At 73.1% G+C, this 21,486-nt stretch carries 13 protein-coding genes; 2 read left to right on the top strand and 11 right to left on the bottom strand.

From position 1 onward, the window contains the following. Positions 1 to 9 precede the first annotated feature (9 nt). The 4 genes from NDW01_RS21905 to NDW01_RS21890 all read right to left on the bottom strand — a co-directional run bounded on the left by NDW01_RS21905 (position 10) and on the right by NDW01_RS21890 (position 5,832). Positions 10 to 1,458: a hypothetical protein gene (locus NDW01_RS21905; RefSeq protein ID WP_252823130.1), complete on the bottom strand. Its 1,449-nt coding sequence runs from the start codon at positions 1,456 to 1,458 to the stop codon at positions 10 to 12. A 107-nt stretch (positions 1,459 to 1,565) separates the two neighbouring features. Continuing rightward, complete coding sequence (locus NDW01_RS21900; protein WP_252823129.1) at positions 1,566 to 4,064, bottom strand: [protein-PII] uridylyltransferase; 2,499 nt, start codon at positions 4,062 to 4,064, stop codon at positions 1,566 to 1,568. A gap of 2 nt (positions 4,065 to 4,066) precedes the next feature. Further along, positions 4,067 to 4,405: a P-II family nitrogen regulator gene (locus tag NDW01_RS21895; RefSeq protein ID WP_252776317.1), complete on the bottom strand. Its 339-nt coding sequence runs from the start codon at positions 4,403 to 4,405 to the stop codon at positions 4,067 to 4,069. Next, positions 4,402 to 5,832 carry an ammonium transporter gene (locus tag NDW01_RS21890; RefSeq protein ID WP_252823128.1) on the bottom strand — a complete coding sequence of 477 codons (1,431 nt, stop codon included), beginning with the start codon at positions 5,830 to 5,832 and terminating at the stop codon, positions 4,402 to 4,404. Before NDW01_RS21890 ends, NDW01_RS21895 begins: the two co-directional genes overlap by 4 nt. Before the next feature lie 342 nt (positions 5,833 to 6,174). Here NDW01_RS21890 and NDW01_RS21885 point away from each other — a divergent pair, with 342 nt between their 5' ends. Next, a complete protein-coding gene (locus tag NDW01_RS21885; protein WP_252823126.1) occupies positions 6,175 to 8,538 on the top strand; it encodes an ATP-binding protein in 2,364 nt (787 codons plus the stop codon). Positions 8,539 to 8,618: 80 nt separating this feature from the next. Here NDW01_RS21885 and NDW01_RS21880 read toward each other — a convergent pair whose 3' ends face one another. Together NDW01_RS21880 and NDW01_RS21875 are read right to left on the bottom strand one after the other, a co-directional pair. Beyond that, entirely contained in the window at positions 8,619 to 9,695 is a 1,077-nt protein-coding gene (locus NDW01_RS21880; RefSeq protein ID WP_252823125.1) for a cobalamin B12-binding domain-containing protein, read from the bottom strand. Beyond that, positions 9,692 to 11,350, bottom strand: coding sequence for a PP2C family protein-serine/threonine phosphatase (locus NDW01_RS21875; RefSeq protein ID WP_252823123.1), 1,659 nt, complete (start codon positions 11,348 to 11,350; stop codon positions 9,692 to 9,694). Before NDW01_RS21875 ends, NDW01_RS21880 begins: the two co-directional genes overlap by 4 nt. Before the next feature lie 555 nt (positions 11,351 to 11,905). Here NDW01_RS21875 and NDW01_RS21870 point away from each other — a divergent pair. Continuing rightward, on the top strand, positions 11,906 to 13,900 hold the full coding sequence (locus tag NDW01_RS21870; protein WP_252823122.1) for an ATP-binding protein: 1,995 nt from the start codon (positions 11,906 to 11,908) through the stop codon (positions 13,898 to 13,900). Between the two features lie 133 nt (positions 13,901 to 14,033). Here the strand turns inward: NDW01_RS21870 and ftsY are convergent, their stop codons facing one another. From ftsY to smc, 5 genes are all read right to left on the bottom strand, one after another. Then, complete coding sequence (gene ftsY / locus NDW01_RS21865; RefSeq protein WP_252823121.1) at positions 14,034 to 15,203, bottom strand: signal recognition particle-docking protein FtsY; 1,170 nt, start codon at positions 15,201 to 15,203, stop codon at positions 14,034 to 14,036. Between the two features lie 212 nt (positions 15,204 to 15,415). Then, positions 15,416 to 16,066 carry a DivIVA domain-containing protein gene (locus tag NDW01_RS21860; RefSeq protein ID WP_252823120.1) on the bottom strand — a complete coding sequence of 217 codons (651 nt, stop codon included), beginning with the start codon at positions 16,064 to 16,066 and terminating at the stop codon, positions 15,416 to 15,418. Between the two features lie 10 nt (positions 16,067 to 16,076). Next, the gene (locus tag NDW01_RS21855; RefSeq protein WP_252823118.1) at positions 16,077 to 17,189 is read right to left on the bottom strand and encodes a globin domain-containing protein; all 1,113 of its coding nucleotides are present in this window, start codon (positions 17,187 to 17,189) and stop codon (positions 16,077 to 16,079) included. 39 nt (positions 17,190 to 17,228) lie between these two features. Continuing rightward, entirely contained in the window at positions 17,229 to 17,627 is a 399-nt protein-coding gene (locus NDW01_RS21850) for a globin domain-containing protein (RefSeq protein WP_252823117.1), read from the bottom strand. 191 nt (positions 17,628 to 17,818) lie between these two features. Next, positions 17,819 to 21,475 (bottom strand): chromosome segregation protein SMC, encoded by a 3,657-nt coding sequence (gene smc / locus NDW01_RS21845; protein WP_252823115.1) that lies wholly within the window; start codon positions 21,473 to 21,475, stop codon positions 17,819 to 17,821. Between the last annotated feature and the right edge of the window lie 11 nt (positions 21,476 to 21,486).

The raw sequence follows: 21,486 nt of genomic DNA, 5'->3' as shown, positions 1-21,486 counted from the left end.
CGGCGCGCGTCAGCGGGCGGAGTTCAGGGCGTCGTACAGGACGGCGGTCGGCTGGTCCGGGGTGAGGGTCGCGGGCGTGGGACCGGAGACGAACGAGGCGCCGGGCAGGTCGTTCCGGCCGAGGAAGAACGCCCGGTTGATCGCCTGGACCTTGATCGTCGCGCCGGTGTCCTTCGCCGTGGCGGGCACCCGGATGCCGACGATCTCGGCCACGTCCGACGGCGTCGTCCCGGGCGGAAGCTGAACGGTCGTCGCCGCGGGCAGGTCCCGGTTGATGGACCGGTCGGGGAACAGGTGGTCCGAGCGGTACAGGGTCGAGTCGCCCTTGAGCCGCACGCCGATGGACAGCCCGACCCAGTCGGTGCCGTTGGGCGGGTCGAGGGTCTGCTTGCGGACGACGAGGTAGAGATAGTCGCGCGGGTCGGCGATCAGGGTCTGGGAGGTCGTCGGCGGGTCCGCCGCCACCCTCCCCTCACGGCGCGCCTCCGCCGCCGCCACCCAGTACGTCCACGGGTTGCGGTCCATGATCTGCTCGCGGGCCTCCGTGGTCGCGTCGAGGACCTGCGCCGTCGACAGCGAGAACCGCATCGGGTCGTCGACCTTGTCGCAGATGTTGTTGTTCAGCGTGCAGGTCTGCAGCAGCGGGTGATCGCCCTCGTAGGTGCCGGCGAACTGCTGCGTGACGTGGTTCGGCGCCTGGAAGACGGCGGTGCCGGGCACCCGCCTGCCCTGCGCGTCCACCTCGACCTGGTAGATCCACTCGATGTCGGTCGTCCGGCCCCAGCGCGCCATGAGCTGCGGGGTGGACGTGCCGCCGTCCTCGTTGCTCCAGATGTAGGAGTACGTGAGCAGGCGGTGCCCGGGCGTCGCGGCGGGAACGTCCTCGTGCCAGGCGACCAGGGGCGTGTCGGTCGCGGCGTTCTGGAAGGGGCCGGTCGAGGTGCCGCCGGTGCCGTTGCGGCCGTACAGCACGGGCGCGTGCGCCAGGTCGGTGTACGCCGGCGACCCGGCCGCGACCGTACGGAACGCCAGACCGCTCACGCGTACGCTCCGGCCCGGCGACCGGTCGGCGGCCAGCCGGAGCCGCAGCGTGTGGCGGCCGGCCCGCAGGCGGCCGAGGGCGAACTCCCGCTTGATCGGGAAGGCCGCGGGAACCACGTCGTCGGTGGCGTACCGGCCGTCGACGAACAGCGACAGAACAGCCGACTCACGGCCCTTGACGGCCCAGGACACGCCCGGGGCCGCTGCCGTGACGGCGGCGAGCACCTCGCCGTCGCGGCGGGTACGGAAGGTGATCGTGCGGTCGTGGCCGCGGTCGACGGTGAGCGCGCCGGCCGTGCCGGCGGGCGCCGCCGCGGCCCCGGCGGGTGTCACGGCTTCGGCGGGTGTCACGGCGGCCCCGGCGAGGGTGAGGGTGAGGACCGGCACGGCCGCGCGGATGAGCGAAACGTTGGGCACGCAGACCTCCTGGGGATCTTGGACCCCCTGGAGCCTCACCCGGACCGCAGGCACCGTCAATGGGCCGCACGGCCAGTTCCGTGGATCTTCATCCTGCGGTCAGCGACTCAACGGACCACCTCGAGGACGGCCTCGCGGATCGTCTCCCGCAGGGCCCGGTCGGAGAGCGGGCGCCCCTCGTCGTCCACGACGTAGAAGACGTCGACGGCCTCCGCGCCGAGCGTCTCCACCCGGGCGGCGCGCACCTGCACGCCGCAGGAGCCGAGGGCGTGCCCGATGCGCCAGAGCAGGCCGGGCCGGTCGTGGGCGCGCACCTCGATGACGGTGGCCGTGTCCGAGGCGTCGTCGAGGAAGATGACGCGCGGTGGAGGCACCGGAACGCCCTTGCGAGGCCGGTACGACCGGGCGCGGCGCTCCAGCCGGGCCGCGACGTCGAGCCGCCCGGCCAGGACGCGCCGGAGGTCGGCCTCGAGCGCGGCGGGGTCGGGGCCGGAGCCGTACTCGGGGACCGCGAGGAACTCGAGCACGGCCGTGTCCGCCTGCTCCGCACGACCGCCCGCTCCATCGGCCTCCGCACGACCCGCCGGTCCGCGCGCTCCGCCGGTCTCCGTACGACCGTCCGCCCCGATGGCTTCGCCGCCACGGCCCGCTCCATCGGCCTCCGCACGACCGCTCGCCGCGTCGGTCTCCGGGCGGCCGGTCGCTCTGGTGGCCTCCACGCCGGCGGCGGCTGTGGCCCAGGACGCCGTACGGGCCCCGCGGACGGCGAGGCGGTGCAGGGCGAGCACGCCGGCCGCCTGCCAGAGCAGACCCGGGCGGTCTGGCGCGACCACCGTGATCCGCGACCCGGCGACCCGTACGGCGCCGCCGCCGTGGCGGGCGAGGGCCAGTTGCTCGGGGGCGGGGTCGGGCGCGACGGGCGGCGGCGCTCCGGCGAGCACCGCGGCGACACGGCGGGCCAGTTCCGCGACCAGGCGGGCCTTCCACGCGCCCCACGCCGCCGGGCCGGTCGCCTGCCCGTCCGCGATGGCGAGGGCGGCGAGCGTCTCGAGCACGACGGGGTCCCCGACGGTCTCGGCCACCGTCTCGATCGTGACGGGGTCGTCGAGGTCGCGGCGGGTCGCGGTCTCCGGCAGCAGGAGATGGTGGCGGACGATCGACTCCAGCGCCCGTACGTCGGCCGCGTCGAAGCCGAGGCGCCGGCCGAGGTCCCGTGCCATGACCGCGCCCGTACGGGAGTGGTCGCCGGGCCAGCCCTTGCCGATGTCGTGCAGCAGGGCGCCGACCAGCAGGAGGTCCGGCCGGGCCACGTCCCGGGTGTGCGCGGCGGCGCGGGCGGCCGTCTCGACGAGGTGCCGGTCCACGGTGTAGGTGTGCACGGGGTTGCGCTGGGGCCGGTTGCGGACGCGTTCCCAATCGGGCAGGAGCCGGACGATCAGGCCGGCCTGGTCGAGCGCCTCCCAGACCCCGACCGCGGGCGGCCCGGCGCCGAGGAGGGTCACGAGCGCGTCGCGGGCGTCCGGCGGCCAAGGGTCGGGAAGCGGTGCCATCTCCTCGGCCAGGCGTTCGACGGTCGCCGTGGCGAGCGGCAGTCCCGCCTGCGCGGCAGCCGCGGCGGCGCGGAGGCCGAGTACGGGGTCCCTGCGCGGGTCGGCGCCCAGCGCCAGGACGACCTCCCCGTCCTGCTCGACGACGCCGTCGGCGAGCGGCCTGCGGACGGGACGGCCCGGCGGGGAAGAGAGGCGGGCGACCGTCCGCCACACCTGGTCGCCGGCGTACGTGATCGTGCGGGCGGCCTCGGCGATCGAGCGCAGCAGGGCGTGCGCGTCCAGCAGGCCCAGGGCGGCCGCCACGGCGTCCTGCTCCTGCAGGACGAGACGGTCGCCGCCGCGGCCGGTGTGCTGATGGAGCGCGTGCCGGACGTCGAGCAGGAGAGCGTACGCCGCCTTGACCGCGTCCGTCGGGCCGGGTGCCACCCAGGCCGCCGCGACCGCCTGGATCGCGTGGACGTCGCGCAGCCCGCCGTGGGATTCCTTCAGGTCGGGTTCCAGCAGGAAGGCCAGTTCTCCGTAGCGGCTCCAGCGGGACCTGGCCATCTCGCGCAACTCCGGAAGCCGCCGCCGGGCATCCGCACGCCAGTCCGCGAGCACCACCTCGCGCAGGCCACGGGTGAGGGCCGGGTCGCCGGCGATGTGCCGGGCGGAGATCAGGCCCAGCGCGGCCTTCATGTCTTCGCGGGCGACGGCCCGTGCCTCCGCGGGAGTGCGCACCGAGTGGTCGAGGCGCTGCCCGGAGTCCCAGATCGGGTACCAGAGGCGATCGGCGAGCGCGGACACGTCGGACCGGTCCCGGTGCAGGAGGACCAGGTCCAGGTCGCCGCCCGGGGTGAGCTCCTCGCGCCCGTGGCTGCCGACGGCGACCAGCGCGACGTCGGCCTCGGCGCCGAGCAGGCGGGCCAGGCCGCGGTCCAGGTCGCGGGCGCGGTCGGCCCGCGCCGCCCCGAGCGCGGCGCGGGCCTCGGCGGTCGCCCGCGGCCTGGAGAGGGCACGGCCCGGCAGGGCGACCCCACCCACCGGGCCGTGCGTTCCCCCGATCACATCCGCCACGCTTACAGCGCCTCCGGCCCGGTCTCCCCGGTACGGACGCGGACGACGGTGTCGACCGGGACCGACCAGACCTTGCCGTCACCGATCTTGCCGGTCTGAGCCGCCTTGACGATCACGTCGACGATGTCGTCGGCGTCCTCGTCGTCGACGAGGACCTCGACACGGAGCTTGGGTACGAGGTCGACCTTGTACTCCGCGCCGCGGTACACCTCGGTGTGGCCGCGCTGGCGGCCGTACCCGCTGGCCTCGCTGACCGTGAGGCCGTGTACGCCGAAGGTCTCCAGCGCCGCCTTGACGTCGTCCAGTTTGAAAGGCTTGATCACCGCGGTGACGAGTTTCATGCCTCCGCCTCCACCTTCTTCTCGCCCGGGTCCACGGGCGTCTTGCCGCCGCCCGATCCATTGTCACCGGCCGCCTTGGAGCGATCGACGGTGAGCGATGCCAGGATGCCCGATCCGCCGCCGGACCCGTGGGAGGGGCCGAACTCGTACGCGCTCTCGGCGTGCTCGGCGAGGTCGATGCCGGACACCTCGTCCTCCTCGCTGACCCGCAGGCCCATCACCTTGTCGAGGATCTTGGCGATGATCCAGGTGATGACGAAGGAGTACACCGCGACCAGCACCACGCCGATCGCCTGCTTTCCGAGCTGGGACAGCCCTCCGCCGTAGAACAGGCCGGCCGGGCCGTCGCCCTTGGCGGGGGTGAGGATGCCGGTGACCGTCGGGGTGGCGAGGAAGCCGATGAGCAGGGCGCCCGCCGCGCCGCCGACCGCGTGCACGCCGACGACATCGAGCGAGTCGTCGAAGCCGAGTTTGTGCTTGAGGCCCACGGCGACCGAGCAGAGCGCGCCGGCGATGACGCCGAGGATGACGGCGCCCACCGGGTTGACCGCGGCACAGGCGGGAGTGATCGCGACGAGGCCGGCAACGGCGCCGGACGCCATGCCGAGCGCGGTCGGCTTGCCGTACCGGATCCGCTCGGTGATGATCCAGCCGAGCGCCGCCGCCGCGGTCGCGACCTGGGTGTTGACGAACGCCACGGACGCCTGGGCGTTGGCCGCCAGCGCGGAGCCGGCGTTGAACCCGAACCAGCCGAACCACAGCAGACCGGCACCGAGCAGTACGAACGGGACGTTGTGCGGCCGCATCGGCTCCTTCGGCCAGCCGACGCGCTTGCCGACGACCAGAGCCAGGGCGAGTCCGGCCATACCGGCGTTGATGTGGACCGCGGTACCGCCGGCGAAATCGAGGGTGCCGATGTGGTCGGCGAGGAAACCGCCGTCCTTGGTGGTCGTCGTGTCACCGAAGAAGAACACCCAGTGCGCGACCGGGAAATAGACGACCGTCGCCCAGATGGCGACGAACACGCACCAGCCGCCGAACTTGACGCGGTCGGCGACCGCGCCGCTGATCAGAGCCGGCGTGATGATGGCGAACATCAGCTGGAAGGCCACGAACGCCAGCTCGGGCGAGGTGCCGGAGGCGGAGATCAGGGTGTCCTTGAGGCCCACCTTGCCCAGGCCGCCGATGAACCCGTGGTTTCCCACGTCCTTGGCGAACGCGAGGGAGTAACCGTAGAAGACCCACAGGACGCTGACGATGCCGATCGTGGCGAAGTTCATCATCAGCATGTTCAGGACGCTCTTCGACCGGACCATGCCACCGTAGAAGAACGCGAGGCCGGGGGTCATCAGGAGCACGAGGGCTGCACTCGCGAGCAGCCAGGCGGTGTCGCCCGAATTCATCAGTTTGAGAACGTCCGGCGGCATGCGGTCGTCCCTTCGGTGAGGTGATCGTTACTGCTCTGGTCGATACTGATCTGGAGCTTCGAGCAGCGCGGTTTCACCGACGGGGCATGAGTGTTTCGGCGGTGTGAAACCCTGCGAGCCGGTGTTTCAGGTGTGTTTCGGTTTCCTCACTGCAAATGGCCAAGAATTCGTGCGGCTCCGGGCATGTGCACCATTCCGGTCACTCCGGCACCACGGGCACCGTGGCGGGCGGCGCGGCCGCGCCCGGATGCCGGCTCACCGGCAGGGCGCACATACGCTGTGACCTGGACCGTCCCTCCGGAGCGACGATGGCCGCGCCGGATCCGGTCCCGAGGCGATGGTATGACGGGGGCTTTCGACACCACCCGGCCCGGACAGATCCACGGGGTCCCGGCCGAGGTGACGAGTTTCGTGGGGCGTCGGCACGAGGTGGCCGAGGTCAAACGTCTCCTGTCCGTGTCACGGCTCGTCACCCTGTCCGGGGTCGGCGGCGTCGGCAAGACCCGGCTCGCCACCCGGGTGGGCACACTCGTCCACCGGGCGTTCCCCGACGGCGTGTGGCTGGTCGAGCTCGCCGCGCTGAACGATCCGGGCCTGCTGGTCCCGGCGGTGTGCGAGGCCCTGCGGATTCCCGATCGTTCGGTCCGGCCGCCGCTGCAGGTGCTCGTCGACCACCTCGAGGACGCCCAGGCGCTGCTCATCCTGGACAACTGCGAGCACCTGGTGGGCGAGTGCGCGGTCCTGGCCGAGGCGTTGCTGCGCGCCTGCCCGCGCCTGCGGATCCTGGCCACCAGCCGCCAGGCCCTCGGCGTCGCCGGCGAGCAGACCCTCTCGGTCCCCAGCCTGCCGGTGACCGGTCAGGCCGCCGCCGGCTCCCACTCCGGCGTCGTCGTCGGTGACGCCGTGCGGCTGTTCGCCGAACGCGCCGAAGCGGTCGTCCCCGGCTTCACCCTCACCCAGGACAACCTCCCCACCGTCGAACGCATCTGCCACCGCCTCGACGGCCTCCCGCTGGCCATCGAACTGGCCGCCGTACGCCTGCGCGCCCTGTCGGTCCACCAGCTCCTCGCCCGCCTCGACGACCGCTTCCGCCTCCTGACCTCCGGCTCCCGCGCCGTCCTGCCCCGCCACCAGACCCTGCGCGCCCTCATCGACTGGAGCTACGGCCTGTGCACCGAACCCGAACGCCTCCTCTGGGAACGCACCTCCGTCTTCTCCGGCGGCCTTGACCTCGAAGCCGCCGAAACCGTCTGCGCCGGCGACGGCATCGAACGCGACGACATCCTCGAACTCGTCATCGGACTCGTCGACAAATCCATCCTCCTCCGCGAAGAACACTCCGGCACCGTCCGCTACCGCCTCCTGGAGACCATCCGCCAATACGGCCGAGAACGCCTCCACGCCTCCGGCACCACCACCCGAGTCCAACAACGCCACCGCGACCACTACCGCGACCTCATCACCCGAGCCGAACACGACTGGTTCGGACCCGACCAGGTGTCGTGGTTCAACCGGCTGCGAACCGAGCACGGCAACCTCCGCGCCGCCCTCGATCACTGCCTCGTCACGCCCGGAGAGGCCCACGTCGGCCTCGACATGGCCTCCGGCCTGCTGTTCTACTGGATCGCGGCCGACCTCCTCCACGAGGGACGACGGTGGCTCGAGAAGCTGCTCGGAGCCGACTCCGCCCCTCCGGCCGCCCGCGCCGCCGCCCTGTGCGTGTCCGCCCGGCTGGCCGTCCTCCAGAGCGACTTCGCGGCCGCCGAGCCGATGCTCCGGGAGAGCCGGGCCCTCGCCCGCGACGAGCCGGTCGTCCTGGCCCAGTGCGACTACGTCGCGGGCCTGGCCGCGCTGATCCGCTCCGATCTGAGCGGGGCCGCGGCGATCCTGGAGGACGCACTGGCTCGCCATCGCGAACTGGCGCACGAGAAGGGCGTCGCCAACTCGTCGATGTACCTGGCCACGGCGTACTCCCTGCTCGGCCGTCCGGAGGAGGCCGTCGCCCTGTTCGAGGAATGCCTGCGGCTCTGCGAGGCCAGACAGGACCACTGGTTCCGCTCCTACGCGCTGTCCGTCTACGGGATCGAGGTCTGGCGGCGCGGCGACCTGAAGCGCGCGACGGAGCTCGAACAGCACGCCATCCGCCTGAAACAGCCCTTCGACGATCGTCTCGGCATGGCGCTGTGCGTGGAGGTCCTCGCCTGGATCGCCGCAGACGAGGGCGACCCGGAGCGCGCCGCCCGCCTGCTCGGAGCGCTCCGGGAGATCCGGCGCGCGCTGGGCGGGCCCCCGTACGCGTACCTCGCGGGGTACCGCGAGCGATACGAGACGGCGGTACGGGACCGGCTCGCCGGTCCTCGGTTCGACGCGCTCTTCGAGGAGGGTCGCGGCTTCTCCGCGGCGGAGACGACGGCGTACGCCCTCCGGGAGACCGAGGTCCGGACCGCGCCGGGCGCCCCCGCCGATCGCACCCTGTCACCGCTGACCCGCAGGGAGACGGAGGTCGCCCGGCTGGTGGCGAAGGGGATGAGCAACAAGGAGATCGCCGCCACCCTCGTGGTCGCCCAGCGGACCGCGGAAGGGCATGTGGAACGCATCCTGCGCAAGCTCGGCTTCACCTCTCGCGCGCAGATCGCCGCGTGGGTCGCGGAACTCAACGAAGAGGTTCCCGACTCCGCTCCCGGGGCCCGCCCAGGCCGTCGATGACCCGGCGCGCGCCATGGGCACCGGGCGCGCCGCGGGCACCGGTCGCGTGAACCGGCGGCGCCGTCGATCTCAGCGGCGTCTCACGGCCGGGCGGAAGGCACACCTCGGAGCGCGGCGCGGCCGTCGCGCAGCAGGGCGACGGCGCGGGGAAAGTCCTTGAGCTGTTCGGTCAGCAGGTCCAGGGCCGGGCCCAGCGAGTGCGCCGGGACGCCGCGCGCGGTGAGGATGTCGGCGGTCCAGGCGACCAAGCGGGGGAACAGGTCCGAGTCGTCCAGGTAAAGAGCGGCGCCGAGGCACTCGGTGACGTAGGCGAGTTCCTCGGCGGTGTGCCGGTGTTGCCGGTCGCTGTAGTCGGCCATGTCCGGGAACCGGTCCGGCAGCGTGGCGAGGACCGCGGCGACCAGGCGGTTCACGTTGCGGGTGACCAGGGTGTACTCCTGGTCGGCCAGGTGCGGCAGGTCGTCCAGGGGCTCGCGGGCCGCCGGCGGGACGTGGGCCCGTGCGACGATCTCGCCGAGACGGAGCGCCGCGGTACGGCCCTCGGGCGCCCAGCCGTCGGCGCGCAGCCGGGTGGCGTAGCGGCCGCCGGGGCCGAACGCCGCCCCGCCGACCATGACCGGGACGCCCGCCGCCTGGCAGGCGGTGATCGCGTGGTGCGCGGCGGGCAGGCGGGTGGGGATGGAGGAGGACAGGGCCAGCACGTCGGGGCGCCTGCGGTACAGATGGTCGATCAGGTTGGCGACGGGGACGTGTGCGCCCAGGAAGTCGACCTGCCAGCCGCGCAGCCGCAAAATCTCGGCCAGCAGGCGGGCGGGCAGGGCGTGCCACTCCCCCTCGGCGCACGCGACCGTGACCCGGCCCCGGCGCGGCCGGATGCGCGCGGACGCGCGGTACGCGAGGGCCGCGATGACGCGGTCGTTGATGGCCGTCGCGGTGTGCTCCTGGGCGACGCTGATCCGGTTGGCGGCCCACTCGGCGCCGACCTTCTCCTGCACGGGCGCGATCACGTCGAGCAGCGCGGATTCGGCGTTCAGCCCGGCGTCCACCGCCGGCAGCAGGACGTCGGCGGCGGCGTACTCATCGCCTTCACGAACGGCGTCCCACAGGCGGGTGGAGAGGACGTCCGTGCGGATACGGTCCGGCTTTGAAGCGGTCATCGTCGGGTCTCCTCGTCGGCTGATCGGCGCTCGGCCGCGGCGGAAGGACCGGTGCGCGGCGCGCTTGATCGGCGCTCGGCCGCGGCGGAAGGACCGGTGCGCGGCGCGCTTGATCGGCGCTCGGCCGCGGCGGAAGGACCGGTGCGCGGCGCGCTGATCGCCACGACGGCCATGTCGTCGTGCTCGCGGTCACCGGCCCATTCGGCCGCGAGCATCTGCACGCGCTCCACGACGGCCTCGGCGGGCATCCCGGCGCACTCGGACAGCGCGTCCTTCAGCCGGTGCTCGCCGAACAGGGTGTCGCCCAGCGGTCCGCCGCGGGCCTCGGTGATGCCGTCGGTGTAGAGCACACATGTCTCCCCCGGTGCCAGCTCGACCCCGGCGGTCGTCGCGTGCACGTCGGATACGGCCCCGATCAGGGAGCCGCGCGTGGCGGCCTCCTCGACCACGCCGTCGCGCCGCACGATCAGCGGCGGCGGATGCCCGGCGCTGGTCAGCCGCAGCCGCACCCGGTCTCCGGCGCGCACCGCCGAGGCGAGCACCAGGGTGGCGAACCGGCCCCATTCCGTGGTGAGCAGCGCCTTGTTGAGCAGCGAGAGCGTCCGCAGGTGGTCGGCCGCCATGGGCAGCAGCGCCCGCAGCGTGATGCGGATCTTGAAGGTGGTGATCGCCGCCTCCAGGCCCTTGCCGCACACGTCGCCGAGGACGACGAGGGACTCGGCGTCCTCGTCCTCACCCGGATGGACGTCGTAGAAGTCACCGCCCACGAGTTCGCCGCGCAACGACGCGCGGTAGCCACCGGCGATGTCCACGCCGTGGACGCGGTGCAGCTGGGGCGGCAGCAGCTCGCGCGTGAGGATCGTCTTGATCTCCGCCCGCTCGGTGTACGCGCGGGCCGCCGACAGCGCCGCGCCCGCCCGTGCCGCGAACAGCCGGGCGAAGACCTCCTCGTTCCGGCTGAATCCGGGCCCGTCGCCGCGGCGCAGGAGGATCAACGCTCCCTCCGCGATGCCGTGCCCGGGCAGCGGTGTGACCACGACCGCGCCGACCGGTCCGCCGAAGCCCTCCGGCACGGCCCACGACGGCAACCGGCCGGGATCGATCCAGCGGGAGGGGACCGGCGGGAACCCCTGCAGCGCCTCGCTCAGACCGGCCATGTCGGCGGGGTCGGCCGGCACCGTGCGCCGGTAGACCTCGCCCCCGCGGACGGCGAAGGCCGCCGGCAGCCGCCGGTCCAGAACGGGCGGCATGAGCACGGCCGCGTCGGCCAGATGCTCGGCCGCCAGCCGTACCGCGACCTCCATGCACCGGTCGATGTCGAGCGTCGACAGCAGGGCGTTCGACTCGTCCGCCAGCAGCGCGGTGCGCCCGCGCTCCGTGGACAGCTGGATCTCCGCCAGCCGCCGGGCGGTGTCCTCGACCAGCCACCACACCACGTTCCCGTCCGGCGTGCGGCTCGGGTACGCCTCGAAGCTGCGCCGTCCCACCCGGCCCCACGCCGGTTCGCCCTCGGTACCGAGCCCTTCCGCCGTACGGTTCGCCTCCGCGAGCCACCGGGGCGTCGTCGCGGCGAGGGTCGCGCCCGGCTCCGCGCGCGGGAACAGACAAGCGGCGGCCTCGTTCAGCTCGACCACCAGGCCGTCGGTGTCGGCCATCACCGCGGGGTAGGGAGCGGCCCCCCACAGCGCGTGGGTGACCCGCCCGGGTCCAAGCCGGTCCTTCGGGGGAACGCCGGTAACGTCCACGTGTCAGGCTCGCGACCTCGCGCGAGCCACCACCTTCTCCCGGTCGGAACGGCGTCTTGAGACGGCCGTCCCCGCGTCGCGGCAGCGGAACCTCCGCTACCGTCTTCCTGCCACCTTAGCCGCACGGCCGCACGGCCGCCGGGGCGCCGGTGGGGCACGGCACGGACCCCGCCGAGCGACACTGCGTAGACTCGGATTCAGTCCCCGCGCGGATCGCGGCGCGGGCCGCAGAACTCAACGAAGAGGCTCCCCGATCTCGAGTGCGGGAGCCGCACAGGCCATCGCTCGATCCGGCCCTGGGCCCGCATCGAGCGATCGACGAGCCCATGGCGCCGGCCGCGATGATCCCGTCGATCACCGACCTCCATACCGCGAGAAGACATGCCTGCTCAGGACGTACTGGCCAGGAGTCGCCGGTGTACTCACCGCTCGAGCTTCGTCGGCCGCGGCCGTGAGCTGTCCGAGGTGAGACGGCTCCTCCCCCGGACACGTCTGCTGACGCTCACGGGTGCCGGCGGTGTCGGCAAGACACGGCTCGCGCTCCGCGCCGCGGAGTCCGTGCGAGGCTGGTTCCCCGACGGTGTACAGATCGTGGAACTCTCCACGCTCGAGGAGGGCAGCCTCCTCGTGCCGACCGTGGCCGCCGCCGTGGGGATACGGGAGATGGACCGGCAGGCGATGCCGCTCCTCCTCGGGCGCCTCGCCGACAAGCGGATGCTGCTCCTGCTGGACGGTTGCGAGCACCTCCTCGAATCCTGCACGAGTCTCGTGGACCGGCTGCTCCGGGCCGCCCCGCGTCTGCGGATCATGACCACCAGCCGTCACCGGCTCGGTGTGCTCGGCGAACAGGTGCTGCCGATCGCCTCCCTGCCCGTCGCCGACGAGCACGCGCCGACCCGCTCGATCGCCCGGAACGAGGCGGTACGGCTCTTCACCGACCGGGCCGTCACCGTGTGCCCCGGCTTCAGCGTCACCTCCGCCAATGCCGCCACCGTCGCCCGCATCTCCCAGCGCCTGGACGGCATCCCGCTGGCGATCGAGCTTGCCGCCACCCGCCTGAGGAAAACCCCGCTCAACCGGCTCCTGGGCGAACTCGACGACCGCTTCGCCGTTCTCACCGGCGGTGACAGTGACGCGCCGCCCCGCCAGCAGACACTCCGCGCCACGATGGACTGGAGCCGTAGCCTGTGCTCCTCCGCCGAGCGTCACCTGTGGGCACGCCTGGCGACCTTCCCGGGCGGGGTGGATCTCGACACCGCCGAGGAGGTCTGCGCCGGCGGGGAGATCGAACGTGAGGAGATCTTCGATCTGATCGCCGGGCTGGTGGACAAGTCCATCCTGATCACCGAGTGCTCCCGGGCCGGCACGCGGTACCGCATGCTGGACAGCATCCGCGCGTACGGCCGCGAGAATCTGACCGGCATCGAGGAGAAGCGGTTGCGCGGCCGGTGCTGCGCCCACTACCGGTCGCTGGTCGAACGCTGCCGGATCGACCAGATGACCTCCGACCAGCTCGACCGTTTCCACACGCTGCAGATCGAACTGCCGAACCTCCGTGCGGCGATGGAGACGTGTTACGGCCGGCCGGTCTCGGCGCCGGCCGGGTTGGAGGTCGCCTCGGGCCTGTGGGGGTTCTGGCTGCTCGGCGGGGCCCTCACCGAGGGACGGCACTGGCTGGAACGAGGACTGCGGCTCGTTCCCGCTCCCGGGCGCGCACGGCTCACCGCCCTGTGGGCCGACGCCCTGCTCGCCCTGCACCAACGTGATCTTCCCGCCGCGGTCACCCGGATCGAGGAATGCCAGACCCTCGCCGCGGAGAGGGGGGACGCGACGGCCGCCGCGTTCGCCACGACGGTCTCCGGCATCGCCGCGCTGTCGGCCGGGGACGACCGGCGCGGGCTCGCCCTGCTGGAACAGGCCCGGCTCCGCCACTGGGACGCCGGGGACCTCAACGCCGTCGGGATCAACCTCTACCTCGCGTCGATGTTCTGCGTCGCCAGGGATCCGGATCTCGGGGCAGCGCTGGGCGAGGAGCTCATGGCCTTGTGCGACGCCCGGGACGCGCCGTTGTTCCGCGCGTACGCGTTGTTCGCCATCGGGATCGCCGCGTGGAAGCAGGGCGACTGGCGGCGGGCGGAGACGATGATGCTGCAGGTCGCCGCGCCCTGGTCCGTCATCGAGGACCGTTGGGGGCTCGCCCAGTTCCTGGAGGTCCTGGCGTGGACCGCGGGGGCCGGTGGGGCCCAGGAGCGCGCGGCCCGCCTGCTCGGCGCGGCGGATCGGGTCTGGCACGAGCTGGGTTTCTCGCCGACCCAGCTGCCGTACCACGCCTGCTCGCACCAGCAGTGCGAGACGCGCGCCCGTGAGTCGCTGGGGTCCCGGGCCTTCGGGAGGGAGTTCCGTGGCGGCGCCCGGCTGGACCTGAGCACCGCCGTCGCCGACGCCCTCAAGGAGAGCTGACCGCCCCTGACGACGGCGACCGCCCGTGGCGGCCGGCCGGTCCTCACAGGACCGGCCGGGACCCCCGATCGATCGGTTCCCGCGCGACCGGCCGGGGCCGGTGGGCCGTGGCCGGTCGCGGAAGAAGGGCCGGTCAGCCACCCAGGATAGCGTCGACGAAGGCCTCGGGGTCGAAGGGCGCGAGATCGTCGGGACCTTCGCCGAGGCCGACGAGCTTGACCGGGACGCCGAGCTCCCGCTGGACCGCGATGACGATGCCGCCCTTGGCGGTGCCGTCGAGCTTGGTCAGCGCGATGCCGGTGACGTTGACGACCTCCGCGAAGACCCGGGCCTGGCGCAGGCCGTTCTGCCCGGTCGTCGCGTCCAGGACGAGGATCACCTCGTCGACCTCGGCCTGCTTCTCGACGACGCGCTTGACCTTGCCGAGCTCGTCCATCAGCCCGGTCTTGGTGTGCAGCCGGCCGGCGGTGTCGACGATGACGGTGTCGACGCGGTCCTCGATGCCCTTCTTGACCGCCTCGAACGCGACGCTCGCGGGGTCGGCGCCCTCCTCCCGGCGCACCACCTCGGCGCCGACCCGGGAGCCCCAGGTCTGCAGCTGATCGGCGGCGGCGGCGCGGAAGGTGTCGGCCGCGCCGAGGAGGACGCTGCGCCCGTCCCCGACGAGGACCCGTGCGAGCTTGCCGCAGGTGGTGGTCTTGCCGGTGCCGTTGACGCCGACGACCAGCATCACCGCGGGCTGGGTCCCGTGCGGCTGCGTCCGCAGCGAACGGTCCCAGTCCTTGCCGATCTGGGCGAGGAGCTCGTCCTTCAGCAGCCCGCGCACCTCATCCGGGGTGCGGGTGCCGTAGACCTTCACCTTGGTCCGCAGGTCGTCGACGATCTGCCGGGCGGGCGCGACGCCGACGTCGGCCTGCACGAGGGTGTCCTCGATGTCGTCCCACGCGTCGTCGTCGAGCGTGTCGCGGGACAACAGGGTGAGAAGGGTCTTACCGAGGGCGTTCTGGGATCGGGACAGCCGTGCCCGCAGGCGGATGAGGCGGCCGGCGGACGGCGGCGGGATCTCGATCTCGGGCGGCGCGGGTGGCGCGGGCGGTGCTTCGGGGGTCGGCGCCCGCGTGGGCGGCGCGACGACCTCCTCTTCCTCGATGACGGCCGTGCCGCCGCGCGGTGCCTCCGGCGCCTTCGGCGCTTCCGGTGCGCGCGGCGGCGGTGCGGCACCGCGCGCGCCCCGGACCAGGAAGAACACGCCCGTCGCGACGGCGAGCACGACGATGGCGATGGCGAGAATGACGTATTCCATAGCGTGTCCCAGTCTCGCAGAAGGAACGGGTTCCCCCTCCCGTCCCTACCCGGTCACCGTCCGCCCGGCCACGTCGTCCTCGCGCGTGCTCGAGCGGAAGGCTCGGAGAACATCCCCGAGGCGCCCCGGCGAACCGGGGCATCCGCCGACGTTCCCATCGGCGCCGAGAACATTCTCCGAGTCTTGCGTACGGCGTGGCGGGAGGCCCGCCGTCAGCTCATCCGGGGAAGCGCCGCGCGGGTGCCGGCGAGGGAGTCGCGCTCGGACTTCTCCCACTCCTCGACGTTGCGCAGCAGCGCCTCCAGGTAGCTGCGCAGGTGCGTGCGGTAGACGTCGCTGAAGGTCCGCAGGTAGGCGATCTCGCGTTCGAGGTCCCGGCGCTCGTCGCCGGACATGGGCTCGGTCGACGGGGCGACCTGCTCCGCGGCGTACGACGCCTGCCGGTGCGCCTCCTCGAGGACGAGGGTGGCGCGGGACCGGGCGTCGGCGAGGATCTCGTCCCGGCCGCGCCGGGCCTCCTCGGCGATCTCCCGGCTGTACCGCTGCGCGTCCGCGACGTACTGGTCCGCGGTCTGCTGCGCGTTCGACAGGATCCGCACGGCCTGGATGTGGGCGTCCTCGGGCTGGATCGCGCCGGCGTCGGGGCCGCCGCCGGCGAGGCGCTCCCGCAGGCGGCCGACCTCGTTCTCCAGGTCCGCCTTCTCGTTGAGGACCCGGACGAGCTCCTGCTCGACCTGGCCCAGGAACGCCCTCACCTGCTCTTCGTCGAATCCCCGGCGGCCGAGCGGAGCGCGCTGGAAGTTGACCGCCTGCAGCTCAGCCGGGGTGAGGCGCTGAGCGGCGTGGATTTCGGGGGAGGTCATTCGTCTCCTCTTAAGCGTCCGCGTACTTGTCGATTCGGATGCGGTCTTGGCTCAGCCCGAGCTGTAGGAGCCGATCGACGGTCGCGTCGATCATCCCGGACGAGCCGCACACATAGGCGTCATGGTTCTGCCACATCCCGAACCGCCCGACGACGTCGGGCAGCGTGCCGTGCTCGGCCGCCGGGCCGGGGTCCTGGTCGGAGACCGCCGGGATCACGGTGAGCCACGGCATCCCGGCCGCCCGCTTCTGCAGATCGTCCAGGTCGTAGAGCCCGTCGAGGTACCGCGCGCCGAAGAAGAGATGGACGCGCGGCGGGTTGGGCAGCGCGGCGATCTGCTCGAGGATCGCCTTGAGCGGCGCCAGGCCCGTGCTGCCGCCGATGAGCAGCACGTCGCGTCCGGACCGCTCGTTGAAGGTCATCGTGCCGACCGGCGGGCCCAGTTTGATCCAGTCGCCGACGCGGAGCGCCCGGACGAGGACCGGGCTGACCGGACCGCCGTCGATCAGCTGGACGTGGAAGTCCAGGGTGTTGTCGGGCCGGGGGGCGTTGGCCATCGAGTAGTAGCGCCACATCCGCATCCGGGCCGGAACCTCGAGCGAGACCGACTGGCCGGGCTGGAACGCGAACGGCCGGTCGGGAAGGACCCGGAACACCGCCAGGTCGAAGCGCCGGCGTTCGTGCGCGACGATCTGGCCGTTCCACCAGGACGGGTGCACCGAGGCGTCCTCCTGGGCGGCGTCGAGCATGACCTTCGAGACCAGGTTGTACGCGTCCGTCCAGTCCCGCGCCAGCTCCTCGGTCCACGAGCGTCCCGAGAAGTAGCGGAGGGTGGTGACGAGGCTGGCCCCGACTTCGGGATAGTGCAGGGCCTCCACTCCGTACTTGCGGTGGTCCCGGCCGAGCTGCTGCACGAACGGAACCAGGTTGTGAAGGTCGTCCACCTGCGACACGATCCGTCCGAGCGCGGCCAGCAGCCGGTCGCGCTGGTGGCTCATGCCGACGGGGAACATCTCCCGCAGCCGCGGGTTGCGCAGGAAGAGATCGGAGTAGAAGAACAGCGCCACGGCGTCACCGTGCTGCGCCACCTGCGCGAAGTTGTCCTTCAGTCGTTGAGCATCCACACATTCTCCTGAAGCCGGGCGATCCGTCGCCGCGGCGTTCTACTGTCCGGCGGCCTTGATCATGACGTCGGAGACCACGCCGTACGCCTCGACCCAGTCCTTCTCCAGCTCGGCGGTCCAGTCGTCGCCGCTGAAGTACTTCAGCGTCGCGACGAGGCTGGCGCCGACCTCGGGGTAGTGCTCGGCGTGGATGCCGAACCCGGCGTGCGCCCGGCCGAGCTCCTCCAGGTACGGGACGAGCCGCTCCGGGTCGTCCACCAGGGCCACGATCTGGCTGAGCGCGCCCAGCAGGACCTCCTGCTGGCGCCTCATCGACGCCGGGAACAGGGAGCGGTAGTGCGGGTTGCGCTCGAACAGGTCCGCGTAGAAGTACTCGGCCACGTCCATGCCATGGCCGCCGACCTGGGCGAAGTTGTCTTTGAGAAGCTGAGGGTCCACGGTGACCTTTCCGAGGGTGTCAATCGCGCCGTGTGGGACGGCCGTGACTCTAGCGAAGCCAAGCGCGATTTGGGACAAGATGGTACAAAACCTGCAAATTGTTTGCCGTACCGGCCGTACAACGACAAGACCGGAGAATCCCACCGCAGGCCAACCCACGCCCTCGTGAGGACGGTACAGGCATCGATCGGTCAGGCCGGCTCGGGCTCCCGGAGGCGCTGGCTGACGACCTGGGTCACGCCGTCGCCGCGCATGCTGACGCCGTACAGGGCGTCCGCGCCCTCCATCGTGCGCTTCTGGTGAGTGATCACGATCAGCTGCGACGACTCGCGCAGCTCCTCGAAGATGCCGAGCAGCCGCTGGGTGTTGGTGTCGTCCAGGGCGGCCTCGACCTCGTCGAGCACGTAGAACGGCGACGGCCGCGCCTTGAAGATCGAGGCGAGGAACGCGATGGCCACGAGCGAGCGCTCGCCGCCGGACAGCAGCGACAGGCGCTTGACCTTCTTGCCCGGCGGCCGCGCCTCCACCTCGACCCCGGTGGTGAGCAGGTCCTCCGGGTCGGTCAGCGACAGCCGCCCCTCCCCGCCCGGGAACAGCCGGGAGAAGACGCCCTCGAACTCCCGCGCGACGTCCTCGTAGGCCGACGCGAACACCTGCTGGACCCGGTCGTCGACCTCCTTGACGACGGTGAGCAGGTCCCGGCGGGTCTTCTTCAGGTCCTCCAGCTGTGAGGTCAGGAACGCGTGCCGCTCCTCCAGCGCCGCGAACTCCTCCAGCGCGAGGGGGTTGACCTTGCCGAGCTGGGCCAACTGGCGCTCGGCCTGCTTCGCGCGCTTCTCCTGCCTGGCCCGGTCGTACGGCTCGGGCGCGGCGTCCTCCGGGGCGTCCGGGGCCGGGGGCACCGGCTGCTCGGGGCCGTACTCGGCGACGAGCACGGCCACCTCCAGCCCGAACTCCTCCATCGCCCGCTCCTCGAACTGCTGCAGGCGCAGCCGCTGCTCGGCCCGGGCGACCTCGCTGCCGTGCGCGACGTTGACGAGCTTCTCGTGCTCGCCGGTGAGCTGGCGCACGCTGGTCCGTACGGCCTTCAGCTCCTCCTCGCGGGCCGTACGCGCCTGCTCGTGGGTCTCCCGCTCGGCCACGGCCGCGGCGATCGAGACCTCGATACCGGCCAGCGCCCGCTGGACGCCGACGCCCACGGCCTGCGCCACCCGCGCGTCACGGGCGAGGCGGCGGCGGCGCTCGGCGGCGCGGGCGCGTTCCTGGCGTTCGCGGTCGGCGGCCCGCTCCAGCGCGTCGGCCCGGCCCGCGATGGCCGAGACCCGCTCCTCGGCGGTGCGGACGTTCAGCCGCGCCTCCATCTCGGCCGACCGCAGCTCCTGGCACCGGTCGTTCAGCTCGTCACGGCGTGCGGTGTCCTGGTCGTCCTCGTCGAGGGGCTCCGCCTCGGCGATCTCCAGGCGCTCGCGCAGCTCCGCCGCCGCGGTCAGGTCCCGGTCCCGCGCCTCCTCGGCGGCGGTCAGGGACCGGGCGAGGCGCTCGGCCTCCTGCCGGGCGGCCTGGGCGGCGGCCTGCAGCCGGGCCACCTGCTTGGCCTCCTGGGCGGCCTCGGCGGCCGCCTCCCGCATCCGGGCCCGCACCTTGTCCAGGCCCGCCTGCGCGCGGTTCACGCCGCTCTGGGCCTCGCCGACCGCCGCCTGGGCGGCCTCCAGCACGGCCTGGGCCCGCTGCTCGGCCGCGACGGCGTCCTCCAGCGCGACGGCGGTGCCCTCGGCCCTGGCCTCCGCGGCGGCGAGCCGCTCGGCGGCCTCGTCGCGGGCGGACCGCATCTGCAGCAGGCTCTGCCGCTTGCCGCCACCGCCGACCGCCCAGTGCGCGCCGAGGAGGTCCCCGTCGCGGGTCACCGCGCGCAGCTCGGGCCGGGACCGTACGAGCGCGGCCGCGGCGGGCAGGTCCTCGACGATCACGACGTCCGCCAGCAGGTGGCGGATCGCGGCCCGCAGCGTCTCCGGGGCGGTGACCAGGTCGGCGGCCGGGCGGGCGCCGTCCGGGAGGGCGGGCGGCTCGCGGTGGCCGTCGGGTCCGGCGCCGACGACGACACCGGCCTGCCCGGCGTCCTCGGCGCGCAGCACGGTCAGCGCGGCCTCGGCGGTGTCGAGCGAGGCGACGGCGACGGCCTCGGCGGCCGCGCCCAGCGCCGCCGCGATCGCGATCTCGGCGCCCGGCTCGACCGACAGCAGGGACGCGGTCGTGCCGAGCACGCCGTCGAGGCCGGCGGCGAGCAGGACCTCCCCGCCGTCCGCCGCGCTGCCCATCGTCTGGTCGAGGGCCTCCACGCGTGCCTGCAGCGCGGTGACCTCCTTCTGCGCCGCCTGGTCGGCGCCCCGCGCGGCGGCCACCCGGTCCCGCGCCTCCTTCAGGAGCCGCCGGGGCTCCTCCACGGCCTCCCGCGCGTGCTCGACGGCCTCCTTGGCCTGCTCCAGGACCTCCTGGGCGCGCTCGTGCTCGGCGGCCAGCTCCGGGTCCTCGGCGGTCTCGGTGTCCTGGGACTCGTACTCGGCCTGGGCCGCCGCCGCGCGCTCCCGCGCGTCCGCGAGGGCCTCGGCCAGCCGGCCGATCTCCGCCTCCGTGGCCTGCACCTTGCTGCCCAGCGCCTCGACCCGGCCGCGCAGCCGGGCCAGCCCCTCGCGGCGGTCGGCGGCGGCGCGGGCGGCGTCCTGCAGGCGGTACTCCTCCTGCTTCAGCGCGGCCTCGGCGGCGGCGCGCCGGTCGACGGCCTCGGCGAGGAGGTCCTGCGCCGCCTCGAGCCGGGCGCCGAGGACCTCCTCCTGCGCCCGGATCTCCGCCGCCTCACGCTCCATGTCCTCCGGGTCGCGGCCCCGGCGCTCCTCCGCCTGGGCCTCCACGGCGTTGCGGTGGCGCTCGGCGGCGAGCTCACCGACGCCGCGCAGGCGCTCGCGCAGCGACGACAGCTGGTACCAGGTGTCCTGCACCCGGGCGAGGACCGGCGCCTGCTCGGCGGCCTCGGCCTCCAGGGCGGCCTCCCGCTGCTGTGCCTGGGCCAGCGCCTGCTCGACGGCCGCACGGCGCTCGCGGATCGTCGCCTCGTCGGCCGCCTCCTGCTCCAGCCTCGCCGTGAGGGTGACCAGGTCGTCGGCGAGGAGCCGCAGCCGCGCGTCCCGCAGCTCGGACTGGATGACCGCCGCCCGCCGGGCGATCTCCGCCTGCCTGCCGAGCGGCTTGAGCTGCCGGCGCAGCTCGGTGGTGAGGTCCTGCACGCGCGTCAGGTTGGCCTGCATCGCGTTGAGCTTGCGCAGGGCCTTCTCCTTGCGCTTGCGGTGCTTGAGGACGCCCGCGGCCTCCTCGATCACCGCCCGTCGCCCCTCCGGGCCGGAGTGCAGGACCCGGTCGAGCTGGCCCTGCCCGATGATGACGTGCATCTCGCGGCCGATGCCGGAGTCGGACAGCAGCTCCTGGACGTCCAGCAGCCGGCAGGGGTCGCCGTTGATGGAGTACTCGCTCTGGCCCGACCGGAACATCAGCCGGCTGATCGTGACCTCGGAGTAGTCGATGGGCAGCGCGCCGTCGGAGTTGTCGATCGTCAGGACGACCTCGGCGCGGCCGAGCGGCGGACGCGAGGACGTGCCCGCGAAGATCACGTCCTCCATCTTGCCGCCGCGCAGCGACTTGGCGCCCTGCTCGCCCATCACCCAGGCGAGCGCGTCGACGACGTTGGACTTGCCCGAGCCGTTCGGCCCGACGACACAGGTGATCCCCGGCTCGAGGCGCAGTGTGGTCGAGGACGCGAAGGACTTGAAACCCCGCAACGTGAGGCTCTTCAAGTACAAGCGCCCACCGA

It is taken from the genome of Actinoallomurus soli (genome assembly GCF_024055715.1).
In the GTDB taxonomy this organism is placed as follows: domain Bacteria; phylum Actinomycetota; class Actinomycetes; order Streptosporangiales; family Streptosporangiaceae; genus Actinoallomurus; species Actinoallomurus soli.
This window is presented reverse-complemented; position numbering and strand designations above follow the sequence as displayed.